Below are 25651 nucleotides of genomic sequence, written 5' to 3'. Positions count from 1 at the left end.
CGATCGCTCCTTGTCAGGAGAGGGGGCCGGTGACGGTTTCGGCGGCGGCGACGAGGGTGCCGTCGCGGACCAGTTCGGTGGCGGCTGCGATCTCGGGGGCGAGGTGGCGGTCGGGTCCGGGCGGCGGGACGCGGCGGCGCAGCGCGGCCACGGCGGCGCCGGTGGCGGGCCCGGGACGCAGCGGGGTGCGCAGGTCCAGGGCCCGCGCGGCGGTGAGGATCTCGACGGCGACGACCTGCGCCAGGCCGTCCACGGCGCGGCGCAGCTTGCGGGCGGCGTTCCAGCCCATGGACACGTGGTCCTCCTGCATCGCCGAGCTGGGGATGGAGTCGGCGCTGGCGGGCGCGGCGAGCCGCTTGAGCTCGGACACGATCCCGGCCTGCGTGTACTGGGCGATCATGTGGCCGGAGTCGACGCCGGGGTCGTCGGCCAGGAACGCCGGGAGCCCGCCGGAGCGGCCGCGGTCGAGCATGCGGTCGGTGCGGCGCTCGGACATCGACGCCACGTCCGCGACCGGGATGGCCAGGAAGTCCAGGACGTAGGCGACGGGCGCGCCGTGGAAGTTGCCGTTGGACTCCACCCGCCCGTCCGGCAGCACCACCGGGTTGTCGATGGCGGACGCCAGCTCGCGGGAGGCGACCAGCTCGGCGTGGGAGAGGGTGTCGCGGGCCGCGCCGTGCACCTGCGGGGAGCAGCGCAGCGAGTAGGCGTCCTGGACGCGGGTGCAGTCGGGGCCGCGGTGCGACTCCATGATCTGCGAGTCGGCGAGCAGGGCCCGCAGGTTGGCGGCGGACACGGCCTGCCCGGGATGCGGCCGCAGTTCCTGCAGGTCGGCGGCGAACACGCGGTCGGTGCCGAGCAGCGCCTCGACGCTCATCGCGGCGGCGAGGTCGGCGGCCGTCAGCAGGCACCGCAGGTCGGCGATGGCCAGGACGAGCATGCCGAGCATGCCGTCCGTGCCGTTGATCAGCGCGAGGCCCTCCTTGGCGCCGAGCACGGCGGGTTCGATGCCCGCGTCCGCGAGCGCCTCGGCGGCCGGGCGGAGCCCGCCGGACGCGTCCCGCACCGTGCCCTCGCCGATCAGCGCGAGCGCGACGTGCGACAGCGGCGCCAGGTCGCCGGAGCAGCCGAGGCTGCCGTGCTCGTGCACGACCGGGGTGATGCCCGCGTTGAGCAGCGCGGCCAGGGTCTGCGCGGTGCGGGGCTGGACGCCGGTGTGCCCGCTGGCCAGGGTGCGCAGCCGCAGCAGCATCATGGCCCGGACGACCTCGCGCTCCACCTCCGGGCCCGACCCGGCGGCGTGCGAACGCACCACGTTGACCTGCAGCTTCTCGCGCAGCTCGGGCTCGATGTGCCGGGTCGCCATCGCCCCGAAGCCGGTGGACACCCCGTAGACGGGGGTGGGACGGGCCGCCAGCTCCTCGATGTGGGCGCGGGAGGCGGCCATCAGCTTCAGCGCCTCGTCCGACAGCGCCACCGCCGCCCCGTCCCGCGCGACGGCCACCACCTGGTCGAAGGCCAGCGGTTCCGGGCCGACCTCGACGACTGCGCCCCCCATGCCGAAATCCATACCCACCATTGGAGCGCGCCGAGCCCCGGCTCCCCAGCCCCCGAACGGCCGCTGTGTCTGACATACGAGACAATGGCGTCATCCGGACGAGGGTCATCCGGACGAGGGGGGCGCGATGGGCGAGCAGGTGCCGGCGGCGCGGCGGGCGCTGGCGGTGCTGCGGTTGCTGGCGGCGTCCGCCGGTCCGCTTCCGGCGTCGGCGATCGCGCGTCACCTGGACGTGCCGCGCTCCAGCACGTACCACTTGCTGGCGGCGATGGCCGAGGACGGGTTCGTGACGTACCTGCCCGAGGAGCGGCGCTGGGGCCTGGGGGTGGCCGCGTTCGAGATCGGCTCGGCCTACCTGCGGCACGGGCCGCTGGAGCGGCTCGCCCGCCCGCTGCTGCGCCGCCTGGTCGACCGGGTCGGCGAGACCGCCCAGCTCGGCGTGCTGCACGGCGCCGAGACGCTCTACCTGCTCAAGGAGCAGCCGCCGCGGCCCGAGACGCTGGTGACCGACGTGGGCGTGCGGATGCCCGCGCAGCTGACCGCCAGCGGACGGTCGATGCTGGCGCACCTGCCCGCCGCCCAGGTCCGCGCGCTGTTCCCGGGGCCCGCGCCGTTCGTGCACCGGACGGGGCGGGGCCCGGCGTCGCTGCGCGAGCTGCGCCGCGTGCTGGCCGTCGACGCGCGGCGCGGCTGGTCGTACGAGGACGGCTGGATCACCGAGGGGCTGGCCAGCATCGCCGCCTGCGCGTTCGACCACACCGGCCATCCCACGGCCGCGGTCGCCGTGACGTTCCGGCGGGAGCGCCGCCCCGAGGAGTCCTGGCCGTGGCTGGCCGAACGCGTCCGCGCCATCGCCGCCGACCTCACCACCCGCCTGGGCGGCAGGGCTTCTCCGCCGACGTGAACGGGCCCCGCGCCGGTCGGCGCGGGGCCCGTTCGGGTGGCTGTGCGAGGAGGCCGGTCAGGCGAGGCCGTTCTTGCCGAGCCAGTTCTTGGCGACGGTGGCCGGGTCGGTCTTGTTCTCCGACATGTCGGCGTTCATCTCCAGCAGCCCCTCCGTGGTGAGCTTGGCCGACACCGCGTTGAGCGCGTTGCGGACCGTGTCGTTCACCTTGGACTTGTAGACGAGCGGCACCACGTTCTGCGCGCCGAACACGTTCTCGGGGTCCTGCAGGGCGACGAAGCCGTTCTTCTTGAACGCCGCGTCGGTGGAGAACAGGTTGGCCACCTGGACCTGGCCCTTGCTCAGGTTGGACACGGTGATCGGGCCCCCGGTGTCCAGGGACTTGAACTCCTTGAACTTCAGCCCGTACACCTTCTCCAGGCCGACCAGGCCCTGCTTGCGTGTCTTGAACTCCGGCGGGCCGCCCAGCACCATGTCCTTGGCCACCGGCTTGAGGTCCGCGATCGTCTTGAGGTTGTGCTTGGTGGCCGTGGCCTGGGTGACCGCCAGGGTGTCCTTGTTCTCGGCCGGCGCCGGGTTGAGGATCTCCAGCTCGGGCGGCAGCTTCTGGCTGAGCGCGGCGTCCACCTCCTGGCTGGTGCTGGCCGGGTTCTCCTTGTCGACGTAGGCCAGCAGCGCCCCGTTGTACTCGGGGAAGACCTGGATCGCGCCGCTCTTGACCTGGTTGATGTAGACCTCGCGGGAGCCGATGCCGAACTTGCGCTCGACCTTGACGTCCTTGGCCTCCAGCGCCTGCGCGTAGATCTCGCCGATCAGGCCGCTCTCGGGGAAGTCGGCGCCGCCGATGGTGATGGTGCTCCCGTCGCCTCCGCCGCCGCTCAGCGGGTTGTCGTCACCGCCTCCGCCGCCGCAGGCCGACAGGGCGAGCACGGCGGCGGCCAGCAGCGCCGCCCCGCGGATCATCCGGGTCATGGGAGGGTTTCCTTCCTCACAGGCGGTGCGCTCCGCGCGCGCCGCTTCGTTCCGGGACGCTCTGTGCGGCGGGGGGCTCCCGGACGCACGCCCGGCGAGACCGCGGCGCGGTACAGGGCGGCGAACGCCAGCTGGGTGACGACCGCCAGCGCGATCACCAGGATCGCGCCGCCGGCCATGCTGTCGTAGTCCTGCCGGGAGTAGCCGTCGACGATGTAGCGTCCGAGTCCGCCGAGCCCCACGTAGGCGGCGATGGTGGCGGTGGAGATGATCTGGATCAGCGCGGTGCGCAGGCCGAGCAGGATCAGCGGCATCGCCACCGGCAGCTCCACCCGCGCCAGCACCTGCCGTCCGGTCATGCCCATGCCCTCGGCCGCGTCCCGCAGCCCCGCCTCCACCTGCTGGACCCCGGCGTAGGTGTTGACCAGCACCGGCGGGATCGCCAGCGCGACCAGCGGGACCAGGATCGGCACCAGGTCCCCGGCGGACGTCATGATCACCGCGAGGATCAGCAGGCCCAGGGTGGGCAGGGCGCGCGCCGCGTTCGCCGACGACATCACCAGGAAACCGGCGGCCGCGGCGGCCCGGCCGCGCCGCAGGTGGCCCAGCACCAGGCCCAGCGGCAGCGCGATCGCCACGGTGATCGCGAAGGCCAGCAGCGAGTACCACAGGTGCTCCAGCAGCCGGGCCGGGATGCCGTCGGGGCCCGACCAGCGGCCCGCCTCGCCGAACCAGCCCAGGGAGTTCCAGATGACGTTCACGCGGCGCCCCCGCCCTTCGTCACGGCCGCCCGGCGCGGCTCGGCGGCCGCCTCGCGGCGCGCGGCGCGTCTCCCGCGGCGCCCGGCCCGCTCCCAGGGGGTGAGCAGCCGCTGGACGAGCAGCAGGAGCAGGTCGGCGACCAGCGCCAGCAGAATGATCAGCACGATCGCCACGACGATCGGGGTGGTGAACCCGCCGCCGGGCCACTTCATCCCGGTGACCATGAGCTGGCCGAGACCGCCGATGCCGATGAGCGCGCCCACGCTGACCAGGCTGATGTTGGCGACCGTGGCGACCCGCAGCCCGGCCATCACCACCGGCAGCGCGATCGGCAGCTCCACCCGCAGCAGCCGCCGCAGCGGCCGGTAGCCCATGGCCTCGGCGGACTGGCGGACGTGGTCGGGGACGGACCGCAGCCCGTCCACCACGCTCGGCACCAGCACCGACAGCGTGTACAGCGCCAGCGGGACGATCACCGTGGTGTAGGTGAGCTGGGTGAACGCCACGAAGATCACGAACAGGCCGATGGCGGGCACCGCGTACAGCACGCTGGTGGCGGCCAGCACCGCCGGGTAGAGCCGCGACCAGCGCGCGCACGCCAGCCCGAGCGGCAGCGCGATCAGCAGGCCGAGCAGCACCGGCGTGAACGACAGCACCAGGTGCTCGCGGAACGCCTCGGCGATGGAGCCGCCGAGGTTGCGCGAGATCCAGTCCCAGCGGATGAGCGGCTCGCCGTCGGCGGCGGCCGCCGCCAGCGCGTTCACCGCCCCGCCGCCGCGGTCCGGCCGCCCTCGCCCTCGGCCGCGGCGTCCCCGGCGGTGCCGGCGGCGGAGTCCTCGGCGTCGAGTTCCTGGAAGAAGCGCAGGCGGCGGATGCCGCGCTCGCCGCCGAGGAAGTCGGTGACGAAGTCGTCGGCGGGCCGCTCCAGCAGCTCGTCGGGGGTGGCGTACTGGGCCAGCACGCCGCCGACCTGGAAGACCGCGATGCGGTGGCCCAGCTTGACCGCCTCGTCGATGTCGTGGGTGACGAACACGATCGTCTTCTCCAGGTCGCGCTGCAGCCGCAGGAACTCCTCCTGCAGGCCGGCGCGCACGATCGGGTCGACGGCGCTGAACGGCTCGTCCATCAGCATGATCGGCGGGTCGGCGGCCAGGGCGCGGGCGACGCCGACGCGCTGCTGCTGGCCGCCCGACAGCTGGGCGGGGTAGCGGCGGGCCAGCGCCGGGTCCAGGCCGACGCGCTCCATCAGCTCGTGCGCCCGGGCGCGGGCCCTCTTCTTGTCCCAGCCCAGCAGGTACGGCACGGTCGCGATGTTGTCGACGATCGTGCGGTGCGGGAACAGCCCGGCCTGCTGGATGACGTAGCCGATGCCGCGGCGCAGCGTGGCGGGGTCGACGCCGCGCACGTCCCGGCCGTCCACCGTCACGGTGCCCTCGCTGGGCTCCACCATCCGGTTGATCATCCGTAGCGTGGTGGTCTTGCCGCAGCCGGACGGGCCGACCAGCACGGTGATCCGCCCGGCCGGGATCTCCAGGTCCAGATGGTCGACGGCGACCGTGCCGTCGGGGTAGCGCTTGGTCACGCCCGCAAAGGTGATCAAGGTGGTCACGTCCTCGTGGGCGTCGGGGCGACGCCGCGGTGTCCGGTGGGTTGTCCGGTGGGTGTCATCGTCCTGGTGGCGGCTGCCTGCTCCGTAACGCTTTGCTCGGGTACGTCCTTACCTCACGGTAGTCAATCGATACCGCCGGAGCCATGGCCGCCAGACCGGCCCGCCCCGTCACCGAAGCATAACTACCTGAAAAATACGGAAAGTACCGTGAGGGCGTGGAAAACAGCCGAATCGTTATCGATGGCACATCGCTCACCTGTGCCCAGGTCACCCGGGCCGCACGCGGCGACGTGACGATCGCCATAGCCGAGGACGGTGTGGAACGTGCCACAGCGGCCTGGCGGGTGGCCCGGGACGTGGCGGCCGCCCAACCGGTGTACGGCCGCACCACCGGGGTCGGCGCCAACCGCGTCGTGGACGTGGAGTGGGAGGACGCCGACGCGCACGGCCTGCGGCTGCTGCGCAGCCACGCCGCCGGCGCGGGCCCGCTGGTCGCCCCCGAGATCGTCCGGGCGATGCTGACGGTGCGGCTCAACCAGATCGCCGCGGGCGGCTCGGGCGTGGACCCCGGCGTCCTGCAGGCCCTCGCCGACGTGCTCAACCTGGGCCTGCTGCCGCCCGTGCCGGTGTACGGGGCGATCGGCACCGGCGACCTGACCGCGCTGGCGTCCACCGCGCTGTGCCTGCTGGGCGAGCGGGCCTGGCTGGGCGGCGGCGCGGACGGCGGCACCGAGCGCGGCCCCGGCTTCACCCTGCGCTCGGCGGACGCGCTGGCGTTCATCAGCTCCAACGCGGCCACGCTCGGCGAGGCGGCGCTGGCCGTCACCGACCTGCGCGAACTGCTGGACGCCTCGGTCGTCGTGGCGGCGCTGTCGCTGTTCGCGGTGCGCGGGTCGGAGGAGCCGTACTCCCCGGCCGTCCAGGAGGCGTGCCCGCACCCGGGCCAGCAGCAGGTCGCCGACGCGATGCGCACCCTGCTCGCCTACGAGCAGCCCACGCCCGCGCGCATCCAGGACCCGTACGGCTACCGGGCGTTCCCGCAGGTGCACGGCCCGGCGCTGGAGGCCGCCGCCTACGCCGAGGACACCGTCACCCGCGAGATCAACGCCCGCGCCGAGAACCCGCTGGTGGACGTGGCGGGCCGCACGGTCTGGCACAACGGCAACTTCCACACCGCCTACGTGGGGCTGGCCCTGGACTCGGTACGGGCCGCGCTGTTCCAGACCATGGCGTTGTCGGCGGCCCGTCTCGGCACGCTGGCCGAGCCGTCGTTCACCGGCCTGTACCCGTTCCAGGGCGCCACGGAGGCGTCCTCGGGGATCATGATCCTGGAGTACGTGGCGCATTCGGCGCTGGCCGACGTCCGCCGTCTGGCCACGCCCGCCGCGCTGGGCAGCGCCGTGCTGTCGCGCGGCGTGGAGGAGCACGCGGGCTTCTCGACGCAGTCGTCGCGCGCCACCACCGACGCGCTCGGTGCGTACCGGATCGGGCTGGGCTGCGAGCTGGTCGCGGCCGTGCGGGCGCTGCGGATGCAGGGCCGCGCCCCCGCGGGCGGCCCGCTCAGGGCCGCCTACGACATTGCCGCCGGCGTTCTGGACGCGCGCGTGGAGGACCGGCCCCTGGACACCGACATCGCGTCGGCGGCCGACCTGCTGCCCCGCCTGGCCCGCACCCTGCGCCAGGCCACCGCGCCGCCCGGCACGACCCCGTCTCAGGACGGCCCGCCGGCCCCGTGGCCTCTCCCCCCTCTCGGCCCTCAGGAGCCGTAGCGCCGCACCGAGCCACGGAAGACGACGGACGGCGGCCCGCACCGAGCGGGCACGCACCGCGGCCAGGCCACGGGAGGTCATGCGGTCTTCTGGGCCGTGGAGTCGCGCACGCGGAGGGCGGGCTCGCAGACGACGCGGCGGGTGGGCGAGCGTTCCTCGATGACGTCCACCACCAGGCGGACCGCGGTGTCGACGATGCCGCCGATGTCCCAGTCGACGGTGGTGAGCGGCGGCGTGAGCAGGGCCGACATCGGATGGTTGTCGTATCCGCACACGGCCACGTCGCCGGGGACGGCCAGGCCGAGCGCGCGCGTCGCCGCGTACACCCCGTAGGCGATCACGTCGGAGAAGCAGAAGACCGCCGAGGGGCGGCCGGGGCCCTCCAGCACCCGGCGGGCGGTGTCGGTGGCCTCGGCCAGGGACTGCGGCGCGACGACCACCTCGACCTCCAGGTCGAGCCGCTTGGCCTCGGCGTTGACGTGGACGTCGGCGGGACGGTCGGGGGTGCTGGAGCCGGTGGGCGTGAACACCGCGACGCGGCGGTGCCCGAGGAGGCGCAGGTGCTCCAGCGCCAGGGTCACGCCCCGCCGGTTGTCGAAGACCACCTCGCCCTGGGAGTTGCCGCCCGCCAGGACGTCGCCGATCGACACCACCGGCAGCGTCTCGGCCAGCTCGGCCCACAGCGGCGCGGACGGGTCCAGCGGCTGGACGATCAGCCCGTCCACCCGCTGGTCGCGCAGCTGCCGGGCCAGCGACAGCTCGCGCTCGGGGTCGCCGACGGCGTCGACGATGAGCGCGTAGCGGTCGCGGGCGAGCAGGGCCCGGCCGATGCCCACGGCCAGGGACTGCTGCCAGTAGTCCTCCAGCGACCCGCACAGCAGGCCCACCATGCCGGTGCGGCCGCTGGCCAGGGCGCGGGCGATCGGATGCGCCTCGTAGCCGAGCTCCTCGGCCGCCGCGCGCACCCGCTCCTGGGTCTCCTCCGACGTCTGGATGCCGCGCAACGCGTACGAGACGGCCGCAGGCGACAGCCCGGTCGCCTGCGCCACCTCTCTGATGGTCGCGCGCTTGCGCCTGCCTGGCACAGTCCAACCCTAGAGGGCGGCGCCGACAGTCCCGGGGCACCGACTTGACGCGCCGCTGACTGAACCGCTTCACTGAAACGGTTCACTGATGCGGTTCAGTACAACCGAGAGAGTTCCGGGGGGATCGCGCATGCCCGGCGTGGACGTGCACCAGCATCTGTGGGGGGCTCCCCTCGTCGAGGCCCTGCGCGCCCGCCGCACCCCGCCCCGGCTCGACGGATGGACGCTTCACCTGCACGGAGAGCCGCCGTACGAGGTCGATCCCGCCGACCACGACCCGTCCCGCCGCGCCGAGCTGGTCGCCGCCGACGGCCTGGACGCCGCGTTGGTCTCACTGTCCTCACCTCTGGGCATTGAATGGCTGCCAACGGAGGAGAGTCGGCCACTTCTGGACGCCTACCACGACGGCGCCGCCGCGCTGCCCGAGCCGTTCCGCGCCTGGGCGGCCGCGTGCGTGCGGGAGATCGACGCGGACGCGCTCGCCGACGACCTCGACCGCGGTTTCGTCGGGCTCCAGCTCCCCGCCGACGCGCTGGCCGACGCCGCCGGCTACGCCCGCTGCGCGCCCCTGCTGGACGTGCTGGAGCGACGCGGCCTGCCGCTGTTCGTCCACCCCGGCCCGGCTCCCCGCGTCGACGGCGACGTCCCGGCGTGGTGGACGGCGCTGGTGCCCTACGTGCAGCAGATGCACGCCGCCTGGTTCGCGTTCCGCGCCTACGGCCGTCCGCGTCATCCGCGCCTGCGCGTGTGCTTCGCGCTGCTGGCGGGGCTCGCCCCCGTGCACGGTGAACGCCTGGCCGCCCGGGGCGGCGGCCGGGGCGAGGTCGACCCGGACGCCTTCGTCGAGACCTCCTCCTACGGGCCGCGGGCCGCCGACGCCGTCGTGCGCGCACTCGGGGTCGACGTCGTCGTGCACGGCTCGGACCGCCCGTACGCGCTTCCCGCCGACCTCATGCAGGGTGACGCGGCCCGGCACGCCTTCCGCGTCACCAATCCGTACCGCCTACTGAATGGAGAGGAGCGAATCCATGCCGTCTGAGGCACTGCTGACCCCCCCTTCCCCCGGTGCCTCGTCCTGTCTGGCGAGCCTGCCCGCCAGGACACTCGACAAGCGCGAGCTGCGCACACTGGTCGACGCCCTGGCGCAGGAACCCGGGCTGTGGCGGCAGCACGTCGCCTTCTCCGACGACCAGCGGCACTACGCCTCGCTCCACCGCGACGAGTACGTCGACGTCTGGCTGCTGTGCTGGACCCCGCAGAACGACACCGGCTGGCACGACCACGACATCTCCTCGGGGGCGGTGCGCGTCGTCTCGGGTGCGCTGGAGGAATGCAACCCGCGCATAGGCGGCGACCACGTCCGCACGGTCGTCACCGAGGGGCGGTCGTTCTGCTTCGGGCCCGACCACATCCACCGCCTCGTGGGCGTGGCCGAGGCCAGCGTGTCCATCCACGCCTACTCGCCGCCGCTGTGGCGGCTCGGCCAGTACTCCATCGACCGCGACGGCGTGATGCGCCGCGTGTCCGTCAGCTACGCCGACGAGCTGCGTCCCCTGGACGCCCCCGCCTGACCCCGCGTTTGGAGGGGGCGGGCCGCCCGATCCCCGCTCACGGCCGGAGGGCCCGCCCCTTACCTCCTCCAGCGCCTGCGCGCCTGGAAACGTCACACCTCCAACGTCAGACGCCCCACGCCACACGACGACCAGGACGCGCCAGGTTTAGGTCAATGCCGCGATGAGTTTGCGCAGGACCGCCAGTCTGTACGGGTGCAAACGTTGGAAGGGAGCACCGACAGATGAACGCGGACTTGCAGGCACAGGTTCAGCAGGCCATCGAGCAGATGGTGGAGTCGGGGGCGGAGCGGGGCGTCCAGGTCGCCGTCTACCAGCACGGCAAGCCCGTCGTGGAGGCGGCCGCGGGGGTCGCCGACCCCGACACCGGACGTGCCGTCACCCTGGGGACCGTCTTCTACAACTGGTCGATCGGCAAGGCGGCGACCGCCACGGTCGTGCACGTTCTCGTCGAGCGGGGCCTGTTCGGCTACGACACCCCGGTGGCGGAGCTGTGGCCCGAGTTCGCCGCGCACGGCAAGGGCGGCGTGACCGTCCAGCACGCGCTCAACCAGACGGCGGGGGTGCCGGGCATCCCGCTGGACAGCACGATCGAGGACCTGTGCGACTGGGAGAAGATGTGCGCGGCGGTCGCCGACGCCGAGCCGTGGTGGGAGGCCGGCACCAAGATCGGCTACCACGCCTACACGTTCGGCTACATCCTCGGCGAGGTGGTGCGCCGCGTCACCGGCAGGCCAATCTCCCGGGTGCTGGAAGAGGAGGTGGCCGGGCCGCTCGGCGTGTCCGGTGAGCTGTACTTCGGTATGCCCGCGTCCGAGCACGGCCGGCTGGCCCGCCTGGAGGACGCCCCCATGCCCGAAGGCCAGGCACCGGAGGCGGAGGCGTTCGGCGAGATGCCCGCCGACCTGCCGCTGTTCCGGTCGGCGCCGATGCACGCGTTCCCGACCGCCGCGCTGGGCAACCGGACCGACATGCTGGAGGCCGACATCCCCGCCGGGGGCAAGACCTCGGCCCGCGCGATGGCCCGGCTGTACGCGGCGCTGCTGGACGAGGTGGACGGCGTCCGCCTGATCTCCCCCGAGCGGCTCGCCGAGGTCACCGCGCCGTCGGCGAGCGGCCCGGACCAGGTGTTCGGCATGCCGACCACCTGGGGCCTGGGCTACTCCGTCGGCTTCCCCATGGACCCGGAGCTGGACTCGCCGACCCTGTTCGGCGTGGGCGGGGTCGGCGGCAGCTTCGCGTGCGGCGACACCGCCACGGGCATCGCGTTCGCGCTGACCAAGAACCGGCTCACCAACGACATGAACGCGGTCGGCCAGGTCCTGCCCCTGGTCATCAAGGCCCTGTCCTGAGCCGGGCGCGTTCCCACCGTCCACAAGATTGGCAAGTGTTCGTTGACAAACCGGATTTGTCAACGAACACTTGCCTCATGAGCCTTCCCGATCTGGACGACCTCATCGCCGAGGTGGACCGCACCTGCGCCACCGCGCACCGGCGCGACGGCGCGCAGCCCGACTGGATCGCGCTGCTGACCACGGCCGCCGACATCGCCGGACGGCTGCAGGCGCTCGCCGACGACCTGGTCGAGGACTACGTCGAGCACTGCCGCCTGCACGGCTGCTCGTGGACCGACATCGGTTCGGCCCTGGGGGTGTCACGGCAGGCGGCGCAGCAGCGCTTCCTCGTCCCGCACCGCGCCTACGACCCGGACGAGTACGCCGAGGAACTGCGCCAGGCCATGACCCACATGAAGGCCCTGGCGGTGCGCAACCGCAACAACTACATCGGCACCGAGCACGTCCTGTGGGGGCTGCTCGCCGAGGACAACAGCGCCACCCGGCTGCTGGCCGCGCGCGGCGCGTCCCCCGACGAGCTGCGCCGCCTGCTGGAGCCCCGGCTGACGCTCGGGGCCTCGCAGGCGGCCGAACGCATCGCCTGGACGCCCTACGCGCGCAAGGCCCTCGCCATCGCCCGCGATCTCGCCCCTGACCGGATCGGCTGCGACCACCTGCTGGCCGGGCTGGCCGTGGTCGGCCGCGGCACCGCGGCCGACGTCCTGGCCGAGGCCGGGGTGGACCTCGCCGCCGTGCCCGGCGCCCTGCCCGCCGCCGCGGCCGAGGCGTGAGTCACTGCTCGCCCGGCCTGCGGGCCGGGGCCGGGGCGGGGCCGGCGGTGCCGTCGGCGAAACGGCCCGGGCGGAACGGGGCGAGCAGCGGGGCCTCGCCGCCGTACACCTCCTGCGGGACGACCTCGGACAGCAGCGCCGACAGGGTCACCCCGCTGTGGGTGGCGACCACGTAGATCCGCGCGTGCGGGTCGGCGAAGCCGGCGACGGTCAGGCCGTCGGCGGGCATGGCGCGCTGCCCCACGCGGATCTGCTCGATGCGGGCGCCGTCGGTGGCGGCCAGCACGTCCGCCAGCCGGTCCAGCATCCGCGCGCCGATCGCGGGGCCGGGCTCGACCGCGGGGTCGGCGGTGGCGTCCAGGTCGAGGGCCTGCAGCTGGATGCGTCCGCCGCCGTCCGGCCGCAGGTTGAGCCGGTCGGTCGTCAGCACCCGCGACAGCCGCGCGGGCAGCGCCGCCGTCACCCCCAGGTACCCGTTGGTGGTGGGCCCGGACGTGCGCGGATCGAGCATCGGGACGGTCAGCCCGGCCCGGGCGGCGACCTCCTCGGTCCAGCGTCCGGTGCAGGTGACGACGGTGTCCGCGGTGTAGGCGTCCCCGCCGGCCACGGTCACGGTGACCCCCGACGGCCCGGCGGCGATCTCGCGGACCTCGGCGCCGGCGACCACCCGCGCGCCCAGGTCGCGGGCCTCGCCGAGGAACCGTCCGAGCAGCCTGACCGGCAGGGTGTGGGCCTCCTCGGGGAAGAACACGTAGTCCGCGTCGGCCGGGCGGATCAGGTCGGGTTCCAGCGCGCGGGCCCGCTCGGCGGTGATCCGCCGCACCGGGTAGCCGCGGTCCAGCAGCTTGGCGACGCGCGCCGCCAGCTGCTCGCGGTGCTCGGGCGCGGCGGCGCACTCCAGGTTGCCGGTCGGGAAGAACCAGTCGCCGCCGCCCGCGGCCAGGCCGTGGTGGGCGCGCACCGCCGCGTGGTTGAGCGCGAAGTACGGCTCGGGGTCCTTGTTGTTGGCGTTGATCCAGGCGACCGAGGTGGCCGTGGTCCCGGCGCCGGGCACGTCGCGTTCCAGCACGGTGACCTCCGCGCCGCGCCGGGCCAGCCCGGCCGCGACGGCGGCGCCGACCACTCCGGCCCCGATGACGACGACTCGCACGCAAGCTCCTTACTCGTGGATGGGACGGCTCGTGAGAACGATCGTGAAGACGGCTCGTGCAGAGGGCTCGGGCAACCGGACGGGCCCGTGGGTCAGTGCCCGTCCTCGGCGGCGCCGAACAGCCGGGCGACCCCGACGACGCGTTCGATCACCACCACGGCGACCGCCGCGAACAGCACCATCAGGGTGCCGATGGCGGTGACCGTCGGGTCGTAGTCGTACTGCAGGTAGTTGAAGATCCGCACCGGGAGCGTCTGCAGGTCGGTGGTGACCACGAACAGCGCCACGGTCAGGTCGTCGAAGGAGGTGATGAAGGCGAAGAACCCCCCGCCGACCAGCGCGCCGCGCACGGCGGGCAGCGTGACGTGCCAGAACACCAGCGGCGGCGACGCGCCGAGGCCCGCCGCGGCCCGCTCGGCGGAGCGGTCCAGCCCGGCCAGGCCCGCCAGCACCAGCCGCACCGTGTACGGCACGGTCAGCACCAGATGCGACAGCAGCAGCGTCAGCGGGCTCGCGGCCAGCCCGAGCTGGGCGAACCACTGCAGCAGCCCGATGCCCAGCACGATCGTGGGCACCGCGAACGCGCCCGCCAGCAGGCCCTCCAACGCCGCGCGCCCCGGGAAGCGGTAGCGGTGGATGGCCAGGCCCCCGGCCAGCCCGACGGCCGACGACACCACGGCCGCCGCCAGCGCCACGACCACGCTCAGCAGGAACGACGACAGGAACTCCGGCTTGTTCAGCAGCTCGGCGTACCAGTGCAGCGTCAGCCCCTTGGGCGGGAACGTGACGTACCGGGTGGTGGTGAGCGAGGACGCCACCGTCGCCAGCACGGGCGCCAGCAGGAACAACCCGACCAGCACCGCGAAGACGGTGCCGAGCGCGCGGCCCAGGCGGCTCATGCGAACACCACCTCGCCCCTGCCCCGGCGCAGCAGCCGCGCGTACCCCAGCAGCAGCCCGGTGGTGACGATCACCAGCACGAACCCGATGGCCGCCGCGTACGGCCAGTCCAGGGTGGTGGTGGCCTGCGTGTACACGAAGTACGGCATCAGCTTCACCTTCGGGCCGCCCAGGATGGCCGGGGTGACGAAGCTGGACGCGGTCAGGCTGAACACGATCATCGCCCCGGCCAGCATGCCGGGCGCCGACAGCGGCACGGTGATCCGCCAGAAGCACGTCCAGCCGGAGGCGCCGAGGCCCCGGGCCGCCGGGACGAGCGTCGGGTCGATCCGGTCGAGGCTGCCCATGAGCGGCAGCACCATGTAGGCCAGCATGACGTGCACCATGCCGATGAGCACGGCGGTGTCGTTGTAGAGCAGCCGGGGCGCGCCCAGCCCGACCGCCTCGAACGCGCCCGCGACCGGTCCGTTGGGGCCGAGCACCACCAGCCACCCGTACGCGCGGATCACCATGCTGACCAGCAGCGGGGACAGCAGCATCAGCGCCAGCCAGTTGCGCACGCGCGGCGACCGGCCGCGCAGGTACAGCGCGAACGGGTAGCCGACGAGCAGGCACCCCACGGTGGTCAGCGCGGCGATCTTCAAGGTGTTGAGCAGCACCCCGCGGTAGAACGGGTCGCCCAGGAAGCGGACGTAGTTGTCCAGGGTGAGGGCGCCCTGCTGGGTGCGGAAGCTGTTGGCCACCAGGGTGCACAGCGGAGCCACGAACAGCAGCGCGAAAATCGCGATGGCGGGGGCGGCGAGCAGCAGGCCGGTGCGCAGGCGCGGCCGGTCCGCGGTGCCTACCGCCGGGCCAGCGACGCGTCCGACGGTCGCCATGTGCACGTCACCTCCTCCCCCACGGTGGGCGGCTCGGCGTCGAACGGGAGCATGGCCGTCACCGGGCCCGCCGGGGTGTCGACGTCGCAGCGCACCCGGGAGCCGAGGAAGCGCGTCCCGGTGACGGTGCCGGTCAGCCCGGCGGCGGCGCGGTCCTTGCGCAGCCGGACCGCCTCGGGACGCACGTACACGCGGATCGCCGTGCCGGCCGCGGGCGGCGGGCCCGCCGCGGGGGTGGCCGCGACGACCGCGTCCCCGATCCGGGCGCCGTCGCCGCCCTCGGCGACGCCGTCGAAGGCGTTGACCTCGCCGACGAACTCGGCCACGAACCCGGTGGCGGGGCGCCGGTAGATCTCCTCGGGTCCGGCGAGCTGGTGGATCGTGCCCTCCGCCATGACCGCGATGCGGTCGGAGACGGCCAGCGCCTCGTCCTGGTCGTGGGTGACCAGGATCGTGGTGATGCCGACGCGGCGCTGCAGTGCCACGACCTCCTCGCGGAGCCGCACCCGCAGCTTGGCGTCCAGGTTGGAGAACGGCTCGTCGAGCAGCAGCAGGTCCGGACGGATCACCAGTGCGCGGGCCAGCGCGGCGCGCTGCTGCTGCCCGCCGGACAGCTGCCGGGGATAGCGGTCCGCCATGCCGTCCAGGCCGACCATCTCCAGCGCCTCGGCGACGCGCCGGTCGCGTTCGGCGCCGCGCACCTTGCGCATGCGCAGCCCGAACCCGACGTTGTCGGCGATCGTCATGTGCGGGAACAGCGCGTAGGACTGGAACACCATGCCCATGGAGCGGCGGTGCGGGGGCGTGCCGGTCACGTCGCGGCCATCCACCTCGATCGTCCCGCCGTCGGCGGTGAGATGCCCGGAGATCATGTTGAGCGTGGTGGTCTTGCCGCAGCCGGAGGGGCCGAGCAGGGTGAGGAACTCGCCGGGCTCGGTCTCCAGGTCCAGGCCCTTGACGATCTCCCGGCCGCCCAGGCTCTTGCGGACCCCGGTCAGGCGCAGCCGCCGGCCGCCGGCCGGGTCCGGGCGCGCGCCGGTCATCACGCCTCCACCCGCTTGTTCCAGGTGTCGGTCCAGGCGGACCGGCCGGCGTTGACGGTCGCCCAGTCGAGCCGGGTCAGCTCGGCGGCCCGGTCGAGGTTGACGACCTTGTCGCGCAGCGCGGGGTCGAGCTGGACGCTCTTCACGGTGGGGCCGTCGTACCCGTCCTGGGCCAGCTTCTTCTGCGCCTCGGGGCCGAGCAGCTCGTTGACGAACCGGGCCGCCAGGTCGGGGTGCGGCGCCTTGTTGACGACGTTGGCGGTGGCGAGCAGCGGGACCGCGCCCTCCTTCGGGTAGACGAACTTGATGGGGAACTTCTTGTCGGCGAGGGTCTCGACGCGCGACTTGCCCCACACCGAGGCGGCCGCCTGGCCCTGCAGGAAGTAGTTGGAGACGTCGGCGGTGTTGTCGAAGGTGACGGCGTTGGCGGCCAGCCTGCGCACCACGTCGAACCCGGGCTGGATGTTCTTCTCCGAGCCGCCGCCCGCCTTGGCCGCCATGACCAGCAGGTGGACGCCGTAGGTGTTGGTGATGGACGGCAGGACGACCTTGTCCTTGAGCTTGGGGGAGGCCAGGTCCTCCAGGCTCGTCGGCTCCGGCAGCCCGTTCTCGGCGAACCAGTCGGGGTTGTAGGCGATGCCGGTGGCGGTGAGGCCGAAGCCGACGCCGACGTCCCCGGGCAGCCGGGCCAGTTCGGCGACCTGCGGCAGCCGCGTCACCCGCGCGGGGTCGAGCTTGGCGAGCAGGCCGGCCTGCGCGGCCTGCGCCTGCGGGCCGTCGTCGATCAGCGCGACGTCGATCTGCGGGCGGCCGGCCTGCGCCTTGAGCTTGGCGACTGTGTCGGTGGAGCTGCCCGCGATGTAGGTGACCTTGCAGCCGCAGGACTTCTCGAAGCCGGGGATCACCGACTGCTCGAACGCCTCCTGGTAGGAGCCGCCGTATCCGGCGACGACGACGGTGCCCGCGGCGGCCGAGGGGTTGGGGGCGGCGCAGGCGCCGAGCGCCAGCGCGGCCGCGGCGGTCAGGCCGGCCAGGCCGGTCACGCGGGATGGGACGAGGGGATGAGGGGGCACGGGACATACCTCCAGGCAGGTCCGCGGAGCCCGGGGAGGGCTCACCATCGGAAGAGGTGGGGTATGGGGCGGGAACTTGCGGGGATCGGCGGTGGATGACAGGTGGGAACGGTCCAGCCGGGCGAGGCGTCAGGCGAGGTTGGTCTCGACGTAGAACCGTTCGGTGGTGGCCGGGAGGATCGCCTCCATGACCTCCACCGGCTCGTCGCCGGCGGCCCAGGTGACCCGCAGCCACCGGAACACCGGTGCGCCTGCGGGCAGCCCGAACAGCGCGGCCTGCTCCTCGGTCAGCGCGTGCGGTTCGACGTACAGCCGGGACCGGCGCAGGGCGACGCCCCGTTCCCGCAGGTAGACGTGGGTGATCAGGGATTCCAGCGGGCGGTCGGGCAGGTCGGGCGCGTACCGGAACGGCAGCACCGCCAGCTCGGTGTTGAGCACCTCCACGCCGTCGTCGCCGAGCTTGTGCCGCTCCAGCTGCACGACGGCCTCGTCGTCGTCCAGGCCGGGCAGCCGCAGCGCCGCCCGGCCGGCCGGCAGCACCTCGACGGACACCACGCGGTGGTCGCCGTGCTTCTCCGGCCCGGGGGTGAGCAGTCCGGTGAAGCGCAGGAGGTTCTCCTCGCTCGCCGTCTGCGCCACGAACGTGCCGCGTCCCCGGTACCGGACGACCAGCCCGGCCTCGGCGAGGTCGCGCAGGGCCCGCTGCACCGTGATCCGGGACACCCCGAACTCGCGGCCCAGCTCGGCCTCCGTCGGCACCCGGGTCCCGGGGCCGAGGCGGCCGTCCCTGATGCGCGCCTCGATCTCCATGCGGATCCGCGCATGGAGCGGACGATCACGCTCTGACATGCGAAGACACTAAGGAACCGGGAAAAGATATGTCAATACGCCGAACGTTATGAGTTTTCCCGTCGTTCACCCGAGCGAGGCGGGACGGCCGCCCGCCCCGACGAGATCGCCGTCCGCCGGGCGCGGGGCGGGGACGGACGGCTCGGCGGCCTGCTGCTCCGGCGGGCGGCGCAGCGGGACCAGCGAGGCGCGCAACCGGCGGCGCAGCCACGCCTGCCCCGGGCGTTCGACCAGCCGGTACACCGCGTAGGCGACCAGCATCGACACCGCCGTGACCAGCACCAGGGCCGTCCAGCGGTCCAGGGACGGGTAGGCGCGTTCCAGCAGCGGCAGCGCGATCTGCGAGTGCGTCAGGTACAGCGGGTAGGTCAGGGCGCCCAGCACGGTCAGCCCGCGCCAGCGCAGCCACGACAGCCGCCCGGTCGCCACCAGGATCATGATGAGGAAGATCCCGGCGACGGCGGCCGACGCCACCACCTCGTGCGCGCCCTTGAACGCCACGTCGGTGCGCCAGGCGGCCCAGTGCGTCGCCAGCAGCCACGCCGCCGCCACGTACCCCCACAGCAGCAGTGTCGGCCCGAACCGGTGGATCAGGTAGAGCGCCATGCCCGCGATGAAGTACGGGCTCCACGTCGGCACCAGCATGACCTGCAGGAACTTGTTCTCCGCCTCGTCGGCGAACACCCCGAGGAGCATCCAGGCGGCCATGAACACCAGGCAGGACCGGTAGGTGATGCCCCGGGCGGCCAGCAGCGCCACCAGGAAGTAGAAGTGCAGCTCGACCCAGAGCGTCCAGTAGACCGCGTCCACGTTCTGCAGGCCCAGGCCGGCCTGCAGCATGGTCAGGTTGGGCACGACCAGCCCCGGGACGCCCTTGCCGAGGCCGAACACCAGGTAGATGACCGCGCCCAGCAGCACGCTGGCCCAGTACGCGGGCATCAGCCGGGTCACCCGGGAGATCCCGAACTCGCCCGGCCCGCGGTTCCACGCGCTCATCAGGATGACGAAGCCGCTGATCATGAAGAACAGGTCGACGCCGAGATAGCCGTACCGGGTGATCTCGCCCAGGCCGGGGAACACCGCCCGGGCGGGCTCCGGCCAGGGGCCCGAGCCGCCGAAGCCGGTGAAGTGGTACAGCACCACCGCCATGGCCGCGGCGAAGCGCAGCAGATCCAGTTCCCGGAGCCGGTCGCGTCGATTCACGCGCGGAAGGCTCGCGTCGGCGGGTGGCACGTCCGGGTCGGCCAAATGAGCCGCCGGTGAACGCCACGTGTCGGGTAAGACCGCCCCTCCGGAGGCGCGGTCCTCAGTAGTATTCGGTGCGTCCCCGGAGAAATGGTGGTCACTTCATGACATCTCGCCGCGCCCGCCGCGGCGCGGCGATCGCCACGCTGTGCCTCGGTTCCCTGCTGGCGACGGGCTGTGGCGCGTTCTCCGAGCCGAGCCGCCCGAACGCCGCCGCCCCGGCCGCCCCCTCGGCGTCGTCCGTGCCGCGCGCCCCGGTGGTCATGTTCCTGGGCGACAGCTACACGGTGGGCGAACGCGGCACCCTCGTCGAGACCGCCTACGCCTCGGCGGCCGCGCGGCTGCTCGGCTGGCAGGTGATCGTCGGAGGACGCGGCGGCACCGGGTTCGTGCAGGGCGGCGCCGGCCGCACGCCGTTCGGGGTGATGTTCGAAAGCCAGCTCGGCTGGCGCCCGGCCCCCGACCTGCTGATCATCTCCGGCGGGCACAACGACGCGCGCGTCCGGGACGTGCAGGTCGGCCCGCCCGCCCGCGACCTGCTGGTGCGGGCGCGGCAGCGCTGGCCCGGCACCCGTATCGCGCTGATCGGCCCGATCTGGGGCAGCGACACGCCCCCGCCCGCCGCGCTGGCCGTGCGCGACCAGCTGCGCGGGGTCGCCCAGCAGCTGGGCGTGCCGTTCATCGACCCGATCGCCGAGCGGTGGATCACCGGCGACCGTTCCGAAGGGACCGGCAACGCGGCGGTCTTCATCAAGAAGGACGGGGTGCACCCGACCCCCGAGGGTCACCGCTACATCGCCGCGCGCCTGGTGGAGAACCTGCGCCGCCTGCACCTGGCCCACCCCTCCCGCGCGACCGCCTGACGCGCGCCGCCCCCGGCCCGTCCGGTGAGGATGGACCGGGGGGCGACCAGCTCAGACGAGACGGTCAGGCGGGACGGTCAGGCGGGACGGTCAGGCGGGACGGGCCAGGGACAGGGAGAAGTCGCCCGCCGAGTCCGTCCAGAACTCGGCGAGGGCGAGGCCGGCGGCGCGCAGTTCGTCCTCCAGGCGTTCCCGGCGGAACTTGGCGGAGATCTCGGTGCGCATCTCCTCGCCCGCCGCGAACGACACCGCCAGGTCCAGCCCGCCGATCCGGACGGCCTGGTCGCGGGCCGAGCGCAGCCGCATCTCGATCCACTCCCGCTCGGCGTCCCACAGCGCGACGTGCTCGAAGGCGCCGGGGTCGAAGTCGGCGTCCAGCTCCCGGTTGACGACGTGCAGGACGTTGCGGTTGAACGCGGCGGTGACCCCGGCCGCGTCGTCGTAGGCGCGCACGAGACGGCGCTCGTCCTTGACCAGGTCGGCGCCCAGCAGCAGCGCGTCGCCGTCGGCCATGCCCGCGCGCAGGCCGCCGAGGAAGCCGACGCGGGCGCCGGGCGGCATGTTGCCGATCGTCCCGCCGAGGAAGGCGATCAGGCGGCGCCGCCCGCCGGGCAGCAGGTGCAGGTGCTGCTCGTAGTCGGCGACGACGGGGCGCACCGCCAGGCCGGGGTGGTCGGCGGCGATCTGCCCGGCGGCCTCGGCGAGGAAGTCGCCGCTGACGTCCACCGGCACGTAGGAGCGCAGCGTGCCGTCCAGCGCGTCCAGCAGCAGCCGGGTCTTCTCCCCCGATCCGGCGCCCAGCTCCAGCAGCGTCTCGGCGCCGGTGGCGGCGGCGATGTCGGAGGCCCGCGCGGCGAGGATCTCCCGTTCCCGCCGGGTCGGGTAGTACTCGTCCAGCCGGGTGATCTCCTCGAACAGCGCGCTGCCCCGCTCGTCGTAGAACCACTTGGGCGGCAGCGTCTTCGGCGTCGCGGTCAGCCCGTCGCGCACGTCGCGGCGCAGCGTCTTGGCCAGGTCGTCGGCGGTCAGGTACCGGTCCACGGGCGGCTCCTTCACAGGGGGGTGACGCGGACGCCGGACTCGGCGTCCGCGGTCACCAGCGAACGGTCGGGCACGGCCTGCCATCCGGACTCGTCCAGGGGTTCGGACGACAGCATCACCGCGTCCGGCCTGGCGCGGACGTGCAGGCAGTCGCCCCAGGTGGTGGCGGCGAGCGCGGTGCCGTCGGCGGCGAGCAGGTTGTAACGGCCGGGGGCGAGGGCGGTGACGGTGCGCACCACGGCGGCCAGGCCCTCGGCGAGGGACGCGCCGTCGCGCCAGTGCCGGGCGGCCATGGCGAACAGCAGGGCCGAGTCGACGGCGGCGCGCGCGTCGGGCACCGGCGCCAGGTCCCCGGCCAGTTCGCGCAGCTTGGCCTCCACACCCGCGAACCCCTCCACCACGCCGTTGTGGCTGAACAGGCGGGGGCCGTCACGGAACGGCTGGGCGCCGCTCTCGTCCACGGGGAAGCCCACGGTCGCCGACCTGATGGCGGCGACCGCGCATCCGGACGTCACGACGCGGGCGACCTCCCGGAAGGACGCGTCGGTCCATATGGGCTGCGCCCTGCGGAACCGGACGGCCTCCCCCTCGTGGTACCAGCCCACGCCGAACCCGTCGGCGTTCAGCAGGTTCCCCTGCGTCATGCGCGGCGCGTACGACTGGCGCTCCAGCGAGTGCTCCCCCTCGTACATCAACGAGTGCAACGTCACCGGCGCCCCGAGGTATCCCACGTGCCTGCACATCAGTTGCCCCCAGAGGGCCGCGCCGGCGGCTCCGCCGCGTCACGCGCAAGACGGAACCCTGTGAAGATCTGGCGGCGGATGGGGTAGTCCCAGTTGCGGAACGTGCCGCGTACGGCGAGGGGGTGCGTGGCCCAGGAGCCTCCGCGCAGCACCTTGTATTCGTGGCCGAAGAACACCTCGGAGTACTCCTTGTAGGGGAACCACCGGAAGCCCGGGTAGCCGTGGAAGTCGGTGGACGTCCACTCCCACACGTCCCCCAGCATCCGCCGCACCCCGTACGCGGACGCCCCCGAAGGGAAGGATCCCGCCGGGGAGGGATGGAGCATGCGCTGTCCCAGGTTGGCGCGGCCCTCCTCGTACTCGTCGCCCCAGGGGTAGCGGCGGGAGCGGGCGGCGACCGGATCCCAGCGTGCGGCCTTCTCCCACTCGGCCTCGGTGGGCAGCCGTTTGCCCGCCCACCTGGCGTAGGCGTCGGCCTCGTACCAGCACACGTGCTGTACGGGCTCGTCCAAGGGCACCGGTTCCAGTTTGCCGAAACGGCGGCGCAGCCACTGGCCCGCCTCACGTGTCCAGAACGCGGGGGCGCGCTTGCCCTTGGCACAGCGCCACTCCCAGCCCTTGGGGTGCCACCACTGGGGGTCGTCGTAGCCACCGGCCTCCATGAAGGCGAGGTAGGCGGCGTTGGTGACGGGTTCGGTGTCGATGTAGTAGGCGGGCAGGTCGACGACGTGACCGGGACGTTCGTTGTCGTAGGCCCACGGGTCGTCCGACGTGCCCATCTCGAACGGGCCCGCTTCGATGAGGACCTCGTCCGCCGGCACGGTGTCACGGGCGGGGGCCGGTGTCTCCGGCGGGTCGAGCAGGGCGGGGGCGCCCTTGCGCAACTGGTGCGTGGCCAGCATGGTCTCGTCGTGCTGGTGCTCGTGCTGCACGACCATGCCGTAGACGAACCCGCCCGTGGTCAGCGGTCCGGAACCGTCGAACCGCACCGCGTCCAGGGAGTCGAGCACCTTGGCGCGGACGGTGGCGATGTACTCGCGGGCTTCCTCGGGGGGCAGCAGCGGGAGGCTGGGGCGCTCAACGCGGGGGTGTTCGAACGCGTCGTACAGGTCGTCGATCTCGGGGCGCATGGGCTCGATGCCGGCGGCGGCGCGCAGCAGCCACAGTTCCTCGTAGTTGCCCACGTGCGCCAGGTCCCAGACCAGGGGGGACATGAGCGGGGAGACCTGGGCGGTCAGCTCGGGCTCGTCCAGTGCCTCGGTGGTCAGGCCCAGGCTGCGGTCCCGCGCCGATTGCAGCTCGGCCGCGATCAGTTCTTTCAACGCTTGTTCGTCAAGCGAGCTCAGCGGAGGCATGACGGGTTCCTTCACGGGTCGGTTCGTCGGGGCGGAGGGGCGGGCCGGAGGTGCCGGTGACGTCGTCGGCGGGGCACCGGCCGCGGTCGACGTAGCGCGAGGTGTACTCCTCCACGAGCGGGATCAGGTGGTGGGCGCCGAGCCGGGGCAGGGCGTCCAGCGCGGCGTGGAAACAGGTGCGGGCGGCCCTGGCCAGGGCCGGGTCCGCGAGCGCGTCGCGGGCGGCGGCCGCCCACCGGTCGGCGACCGGTTCGGTGGCGGCCTCGGCGGCGGCGGAGGCGCGCGCGTCGTCCAGCAGGGCGGTGGCGACGGCGACCGGGACCGCCCAGTACTCCCCGGGCAGCGCGTCGATCATGCGCAGTTCCAGCCAGCCGCGCGGCCGGACCGGCGGGAACAGGGTGGACAGGTGGTAGACGAGGTCGTCCAGCCCCGGCTCCCCCTTGGCCAGCCACTCGCGGAACGTCATGCCGGGGTCGGCCACCCAGTCGCCGGCGGCGGTGCGCAGCACCATGACGCGGGCGTCCAGCGCGTACCGGGCCCACGCCTCGGCGGGGTCGCCGTCGGCGCCGGGCCGCAGGACGGGCAGGGTGCGGCACGGGTCCAGTTCCGTCCAGACGGCCTGCCGGGTGGAGCGCAGGCCGGTGCGGCGCCCGGCGCGTACCGGGGAGTTGGCGAACGCGGCGACGAGCACCGGGCCGAGCGCGTGCGCGAGCCGCCACCGCCGCGCCGCGTCGGCGGCGTCCGCGCCGATGTCCAGGCACACCTGGACGGACGCGGACGAGCACATCATCGCCATGCCCGCGTCGGTGAAGCCGCGGGAGTCGAAGTAGCTGCGCATGCACTGGTAGCGCGGGTGCTCGGCCTGGAAGACCGGGCCGCGCGCCGGGTCGACGCCGTGCCCGGCCAGGACGAGCCCGGCGGGCGCGAGCGCGTCGCGGACGTGCGCGATGTCGGCGCCCAGGCCGCGGTGCGCGGGGCCGAGCCCGGGGAACGGCGCCGAGCTGAGCTCCAGCTGGCCGCCCGGCTCGTAGGTGATGCGGCTGCCGTGCGGCGGCGGCCCGGCCCGGTCGAGCAGGGCGCGCAGCCGGGCGGGGGGCACCGGCGCGCCGGGCGCGGCGCGGTCGAGCACCAGCCACTCGGTCTCCGCGCCGACGGTGCCGGGCGGGCCCTTCTTGAAGCAGACACCGCGTATGTACTGGTGGACCTCGTCCACGGTCAGGTGGACCACCGGGGCACCCCCTTGTGTCGAAACAGTCCTTCGGCGACGGTCTCGAAGCCTTCCCCGGTGAACCGGATCACCTATCCGGCAATCTTGAGAAAAGTTAGTGAAACCAACCCAACTACCCACTCCGTCGCAGATTGCACTAGAGTCCCGTTTCCCACCGTTTTGTCCTGCCTGGGGGGTCGGCCCAGGTCACGACGGAGGAATGATGCGCGCGGACCCGGGAGCCCTGTACGACGCGCACGCCGCCCGCCTGTACGCCTACTGCTGGTCGCTGGTGGGCGACCGCGCGGCGGCGGACGCCGTCACCAGCACGTTCGTCGCGACGGTACGCCACCCGCCGCGCGGCGACACGGTGCTGTGGCTGTACGCGCTGGCCCGCTCGGCCTGCCTGGAACGCGGCGCCCTGGGCGGCCTGCCGGACGGCGTGTTCCAGAGCCGCCCGCCGTCCCCGCGGCCGGCCGCCGGGCAGGGCGACCCGCTGCTGCGCGCCGCCGCCGGTCTGCGCGCCGACCACCGCGAGGTGCTGCTGCTGTGGGCGGGCGAGTGGCTGGAGATCGACGACATCGCCCGGGTGGTGGGCGTCGCCCCCGACACCGCGCGCGGGCTGCTGCACGCCGCCCGCATCCGCCTGGAACGCGCCGTCCTGGACGCGCTCATGCGCGCCCCCGCGGGCACCCGGACGCACCTGGAGCTCATCGGCGCGTTCGAGAAGGGCAGGCTGCCCCAGCTGCTGGCCCGCCGCGCACCGGCCCAGCCGCCGCGCGAGCTGCGCGAACGCGTGCTGGCGGCGTGCGAGGCGGAGGCGCGGCGGCCGCTGCCCAGCGTCACCGCCACCAGCCCGCTGGTCGTCATCGGCGCCGAGGCCGCGCCGGAGCCCGCCCCCTCGGGCGCCCGCCGCGGCAAGGCCAGGAGGGTCGGCGTCGCCGCGGGACT

24 protein-coding genes and 1 pseudogene are annotated in these 25651 nt (G+C 73.7%); 8 read left to right on the top strand and 17 right to left on the bottom strand.

The features are described 5' to 3' along the window. Positions 1 to 13: 13 nt before the first annotated feature. Positions 14 to 1558, bottom strand: coding sequence for a histidine ammonia-lyase (gene hutH / locus ABD811_RS27620; RefSeq protein WP_344953370.1), 1545 nt, complete (start codon positions 1556 to 1558; stop codon positions 14 to 16). 127 nt (positions 1559 to 1685) lie between these two features. Here hutH and ABD811_RS27615 point away from each other — a divergent pair, with 127 nt between their 5' ends. Further along, positions 1686 to 2462, top strand: a complete 777-nt coding sequence (locus ABD811_RS27615) for an IclR family transcriptional regulator (RefSeq protein WP_344953368.1) — start codon at positions 1686 to 1688, stop codon at positions 2460 to 2462. Positions 2463 to 2519: 57 nt separating this feature from the next. Here the strand turns inward: ABD811_RS27615 and ABD811_RS27610 are convergent, their stop codons facing one another. The 4 genes and pseudogenes from ABD811_RS27610 to ABD811_RS27595 all read right to left on the bottom strand — a co-directional run. Further along, positions 2520 to 3434 carry an ABC transporter substrate-binding protein gene (locus tag ABD811_RS27610; protein ID WP_344953366.1) on the bottom strand — a complete coding sequence of 305 codons (915 nt, stop codon included), beginning with the start codon at positions 3432 to 3434 and terminating at the stop codon, positions 2520 to 2522. Continuing rightward, complete coding sequence (locus ABD811_RS27605) at positions 3431 to 4195, bottom strand: ABC transporter permease (protein ID WP_344953363.1); 765 nt, start codon at positions 4193 to 4195, stop codon at positions 3431 to 3433. Before ABD811_RS27605 ends, ABD811_RS27610 begins: the two co-directional genes overlap by 4 nt. Then, complete coding sequence (locus ABD811_RS27600) at positions 4192 to 4959, bottom strand: ABC transporter permease (protein WP_425549468.1); 768 nt, start codon at positions 4957 to 4959, stop codon at positions 4192 to 4194. The genes ABD811_RS27605 and ABD811_RS27600 overlap by 4 nt, the downstream gene beginning before the upstream one ends. An 89-nt stretch (positions 4960 to 5048) precedes the next feature. Beyond that, a pseudogene (locus tag ABD811_RS27595) lies at positions 5049 to 5795 on the bottom strand (ABC transporter ATP-binding protein); the annotation flags it as partial. A 224-nt stretch (positions 5796 to 6019) separates the two neighbouring features. Between ABD811_RS27595 and ABD811_RS27590 the strand changes: the two are divergent. After that, positions 6020 to 7573: an aromatic amino acid ammonia-lyase gene (locus ABD811_RS27590; RefSeq protein WP_344953361.1), complete on the top strand. Its 1554-nt coding sequence runs from the start codon at positions 6020 to 6022 to the stop codon at positions 7571 to 7573. A 77-nt stretch (positions 7574 to 7650) separates the two neighbouring features. Here the strand turns inward: ABD811_RS27590 and ABD811_RS27585 are convergent, their stop codons facing one another. Beyond that, positions 7651 to 8622 carry a LacI family DNA-binding transcriptional regulator gene (locus tag ABD811_RS27585; RefSeq protein WP_344953358.1) on the bottom strand — a complete coding sequence of 324 codons (972 nt, stop codon included), beginning with the start codon at positions 8620 to 8622 and terminating at the stop codon, positions 7651 to 7653. 166 nt (positions 8623 to 8788) lie between these two features. On the opposite strand from ABD811_RS27585, the gene ABD811_RS27580 reads away from it, so the two are divergent. From ABD811_RS27580 to ABD811_RS27565, 4 genes are all read left to right on the top strand, one after another. Next, on the top strand, positions 8789 to 9697 hold the full coding sequence (locus tag ABD811_RS27580; protein ID WP_344953356.1) for an amidohydrolase family protein: 909 nt from the start codon (positions 8789 to 8791) through the stop codon (positions 9695 to 9697). Then, entirely contained in the window at positions 9687 to 10229 is a 543-nt protein-coding gene (locus ABD811_RS27575) for a cysteine dioxygenase (protein ID WP_344953353.1), read from the top strand. Before ABD811_RS27580 ends, ABD811_RS27575 begins: the two co-directional genes overlap by 11 nt. Before the next feature lie 224 nt (positions 10230 to 10453). After that, positions 10454 to 11581 carry a serine hydrolase domain-containing protein gene (locus ABD811_RS27570; RefSeq protein WP_344953350.1) on the top strand — a complete coding sequence of 376 codons (1128 nt, stop codon included), beginning with the start codon at positions 10454 to 10456 and terminating at the stop codon, positions 11579 to 11581. A gap of 77 nt (positions 11582 to 11658) precedes the next feature. After that, the gene (locus ABD811_RS27565; RefSeq protein WP_344953347.1) at positions 11659 to 12354 is read left to right on the top strand and encodes a Clp protease N-terminal domain-containing protein; all 696 of its coding nucleotides are present in this window, start codon (positions 11659 to 11661) and stop codon (positions 12352 to 12354) included. 1 nt (position 12355) lies between these two features. Here ABD811_RS27565 and ABD811_RS27560 read toward each other — a convergent pair whose 3' ends face one another. From ABD811_RS27560 to ABD811_RS27530, 7 genes are all read right to left on the bottom strand, one after another. After that, the gene (locus tag ABD811_RS27560) at positions 12356 to 13504 is read right to left on the bottom strand and encodes an NAD(P)/FAD-dependent oxidoreductase (protein WP_344953345.1); all 1149 of its coding nucleotides are present in this window, start codon (positions 13502 to 13504) and stop codon (positions 12356 to 12358) included. 92 nt (positions 13505 to 13596) lie between these two features. Then, a complete protein-coding gene (locus ABD811_RS27555; protein ID WP_344953342.1) occupies positions 13597 to 14403 on the bottom strand; it encodes an ABC transporter permease in 807 nt (268 codons plus the stop codon). Further along, the gene (locus tag ABD811_RS27550; protein ID WP_344953339.1) at positions 14400 to 15281 is read right to left on the bottom strand and encodes an ABC transporter permease; all 882 of its coding nucleotides are present in this window, start codon (positions 15279 to 15281) and stop codon (positions 14400 to 14402) included. The genes ABD811_RS27555 and ABD811_RS27550 overlap by 4 nt, the downstream gene beginning before the upstream one ends. Continuing rightward, positions 15245 to 16324: an ABC transporter ATP-binding protein gene (locus tag ABD811_RS27545; RefSeq protein WP_344953336.1), complete on the bottom strand. Its 1080-nt coding sequence runs from the start codon at positions 16322 to 16324 to the stop codon at positions 15245 to 15247. The genes ABD811_RS27550 and ABD811_RS27545 overlap by 37 nt, the downstream gene beginning before the upstream one ends. Further along, a complete protein-coding gene (locus ABD811_RS27540) occupies positions 16324 to 17397 on the bottom strand; it encodes an ABC transporter substrate-binding protein (protein WP_344953333.1) in 1074 nt (357 codons plus the stop codon). The genes ABD811_RS27545 and ABD811_RS27540 overlap by 1 nt, the downstream gene beginning before the upstream one ends. 129 nt (positions 17398 to 17526) lie before the next feature. Next, positions 17527 to 18246, bottom strand: coding sequence for a GntR family transcriptional regulator (locus ABD811_RS27535; protein WP_344953330.1), 720 nt, complete (start codon positions 18244 to 18246; stop codon positions 17527 to 17529). A gap of 66 nt (positions 18247 to 18312) precedes the next feature. Continuing rightward, positions 18313 to 19449, bottom strand: a complete 1137-nt coding sequence (locus ABD811_RS27530) for an acyltransferase family protein (protein WP_344953327.1) — start codon at positions 19447 to 19449, stop codon at positions 18313 to 18315. Between the two features lie 146 nt (positions 19450 to 19595). Between ABD811_RS27530 and ABD811_RS27525 the strand changes: the two genes are divergently transcribed. Further along, positions 19596 to 20354, top strand: a complete 759-nt coding sequence (locus tag ABD811_RS27525; protein ID WP_344953324.1) for an SGNH/GDSL hydrolase family protein — start codon at positions 19596 to 19598, stop codon at positions 20352 to 20354. A 90-nt stretch (positions 20355 to 20444) separates the two neighbouring features. On the opposite strand, the gene egtD is transcribed toward ABD811_RS27525, so the two are convergent. From egtD to egtA, 4 genes are read right to left on the bottom strand one after another with little or no spacing between them, the layout of a single operon-like run. Continuing rightward, the gene (egtD, locus tag ABD811_RS27520) at positions 20445 to 21395 is read right to left on the bottom strand and encodes an L-histidine N(alpha)-methyltransferase (protein WP_344953320.1); all 951 of its coding nucleotides are present in this window, start codon (positions 21393 to 21395) and stop codon (positions 20445 to 20447) included. 11 nt (positions 21396 to 21406) lie between these two features. Further along, entirely contained in the window at positions 21407 to 22138 is a 732-nt protein-coding gene (gene egtC / locus ABD811_RS27515) for an ergothioneine biosynthesis protein EgtC (protein WP_344953317.1), read from the bottom strand. Continuing rightward, positions 22138 to 23493: an ergothioneine biosynthesis protein EgtB gene (egtB, locus tag ABD811_RS27510; protein ID WP_344953314.1), complete on the bottom strand. Its 1356-nt coding sequence runs from the start codon at positions 23491 to 23493 to the stop codon at positions 22138 to 22140. The genes egtC and egtB overlap by 1 nt, the downstream gene beginning before the upstream one ends. After that, positions 23471 to 24721, bottom strand: a complete 1251-nt coding sequence (egtA, locus tag ABD811_RS27505) for an ergothioneine biosynthesis glutamate--cysteine ligase EgtA (protein ID WP_344953311.1) — start codon at positions 24719 to 24721, stop codon at positions 23471 to 23473. The genes egtB and egtA overlap by 23 nt, the downstream gene beginning before the upstream one ends. 202 nt (positions 24722 to 24923) lie before the next feature. Here egtA and ABD811_RS27500 point away from each other — a divergent pair. Next, positions 24924 to 25651 (top strand): RNA polymerase sigma factor (locus ABD811_RS27500; RefSeq protein WP_425549467.1); only part of this gene is annotated, 728 nt, incomplete at its 3' end.

Origin of the sequence: Actinomadura miaoliensis (genome assembly GCF_039536785.1) — a bacterium.
GTDB classification, from domain to species: domain Bacteria; phylum Actinomycetota; class Actinomycetes; order Streptosporangiales; family Streptosporangiaceae; genus Spirillospora; species Spirillospora miaoliensis.
Note: the sequence above shows the minus strand (reverse complement) of the source record. Positions and strands in the feature narration are given on the sequence as shown.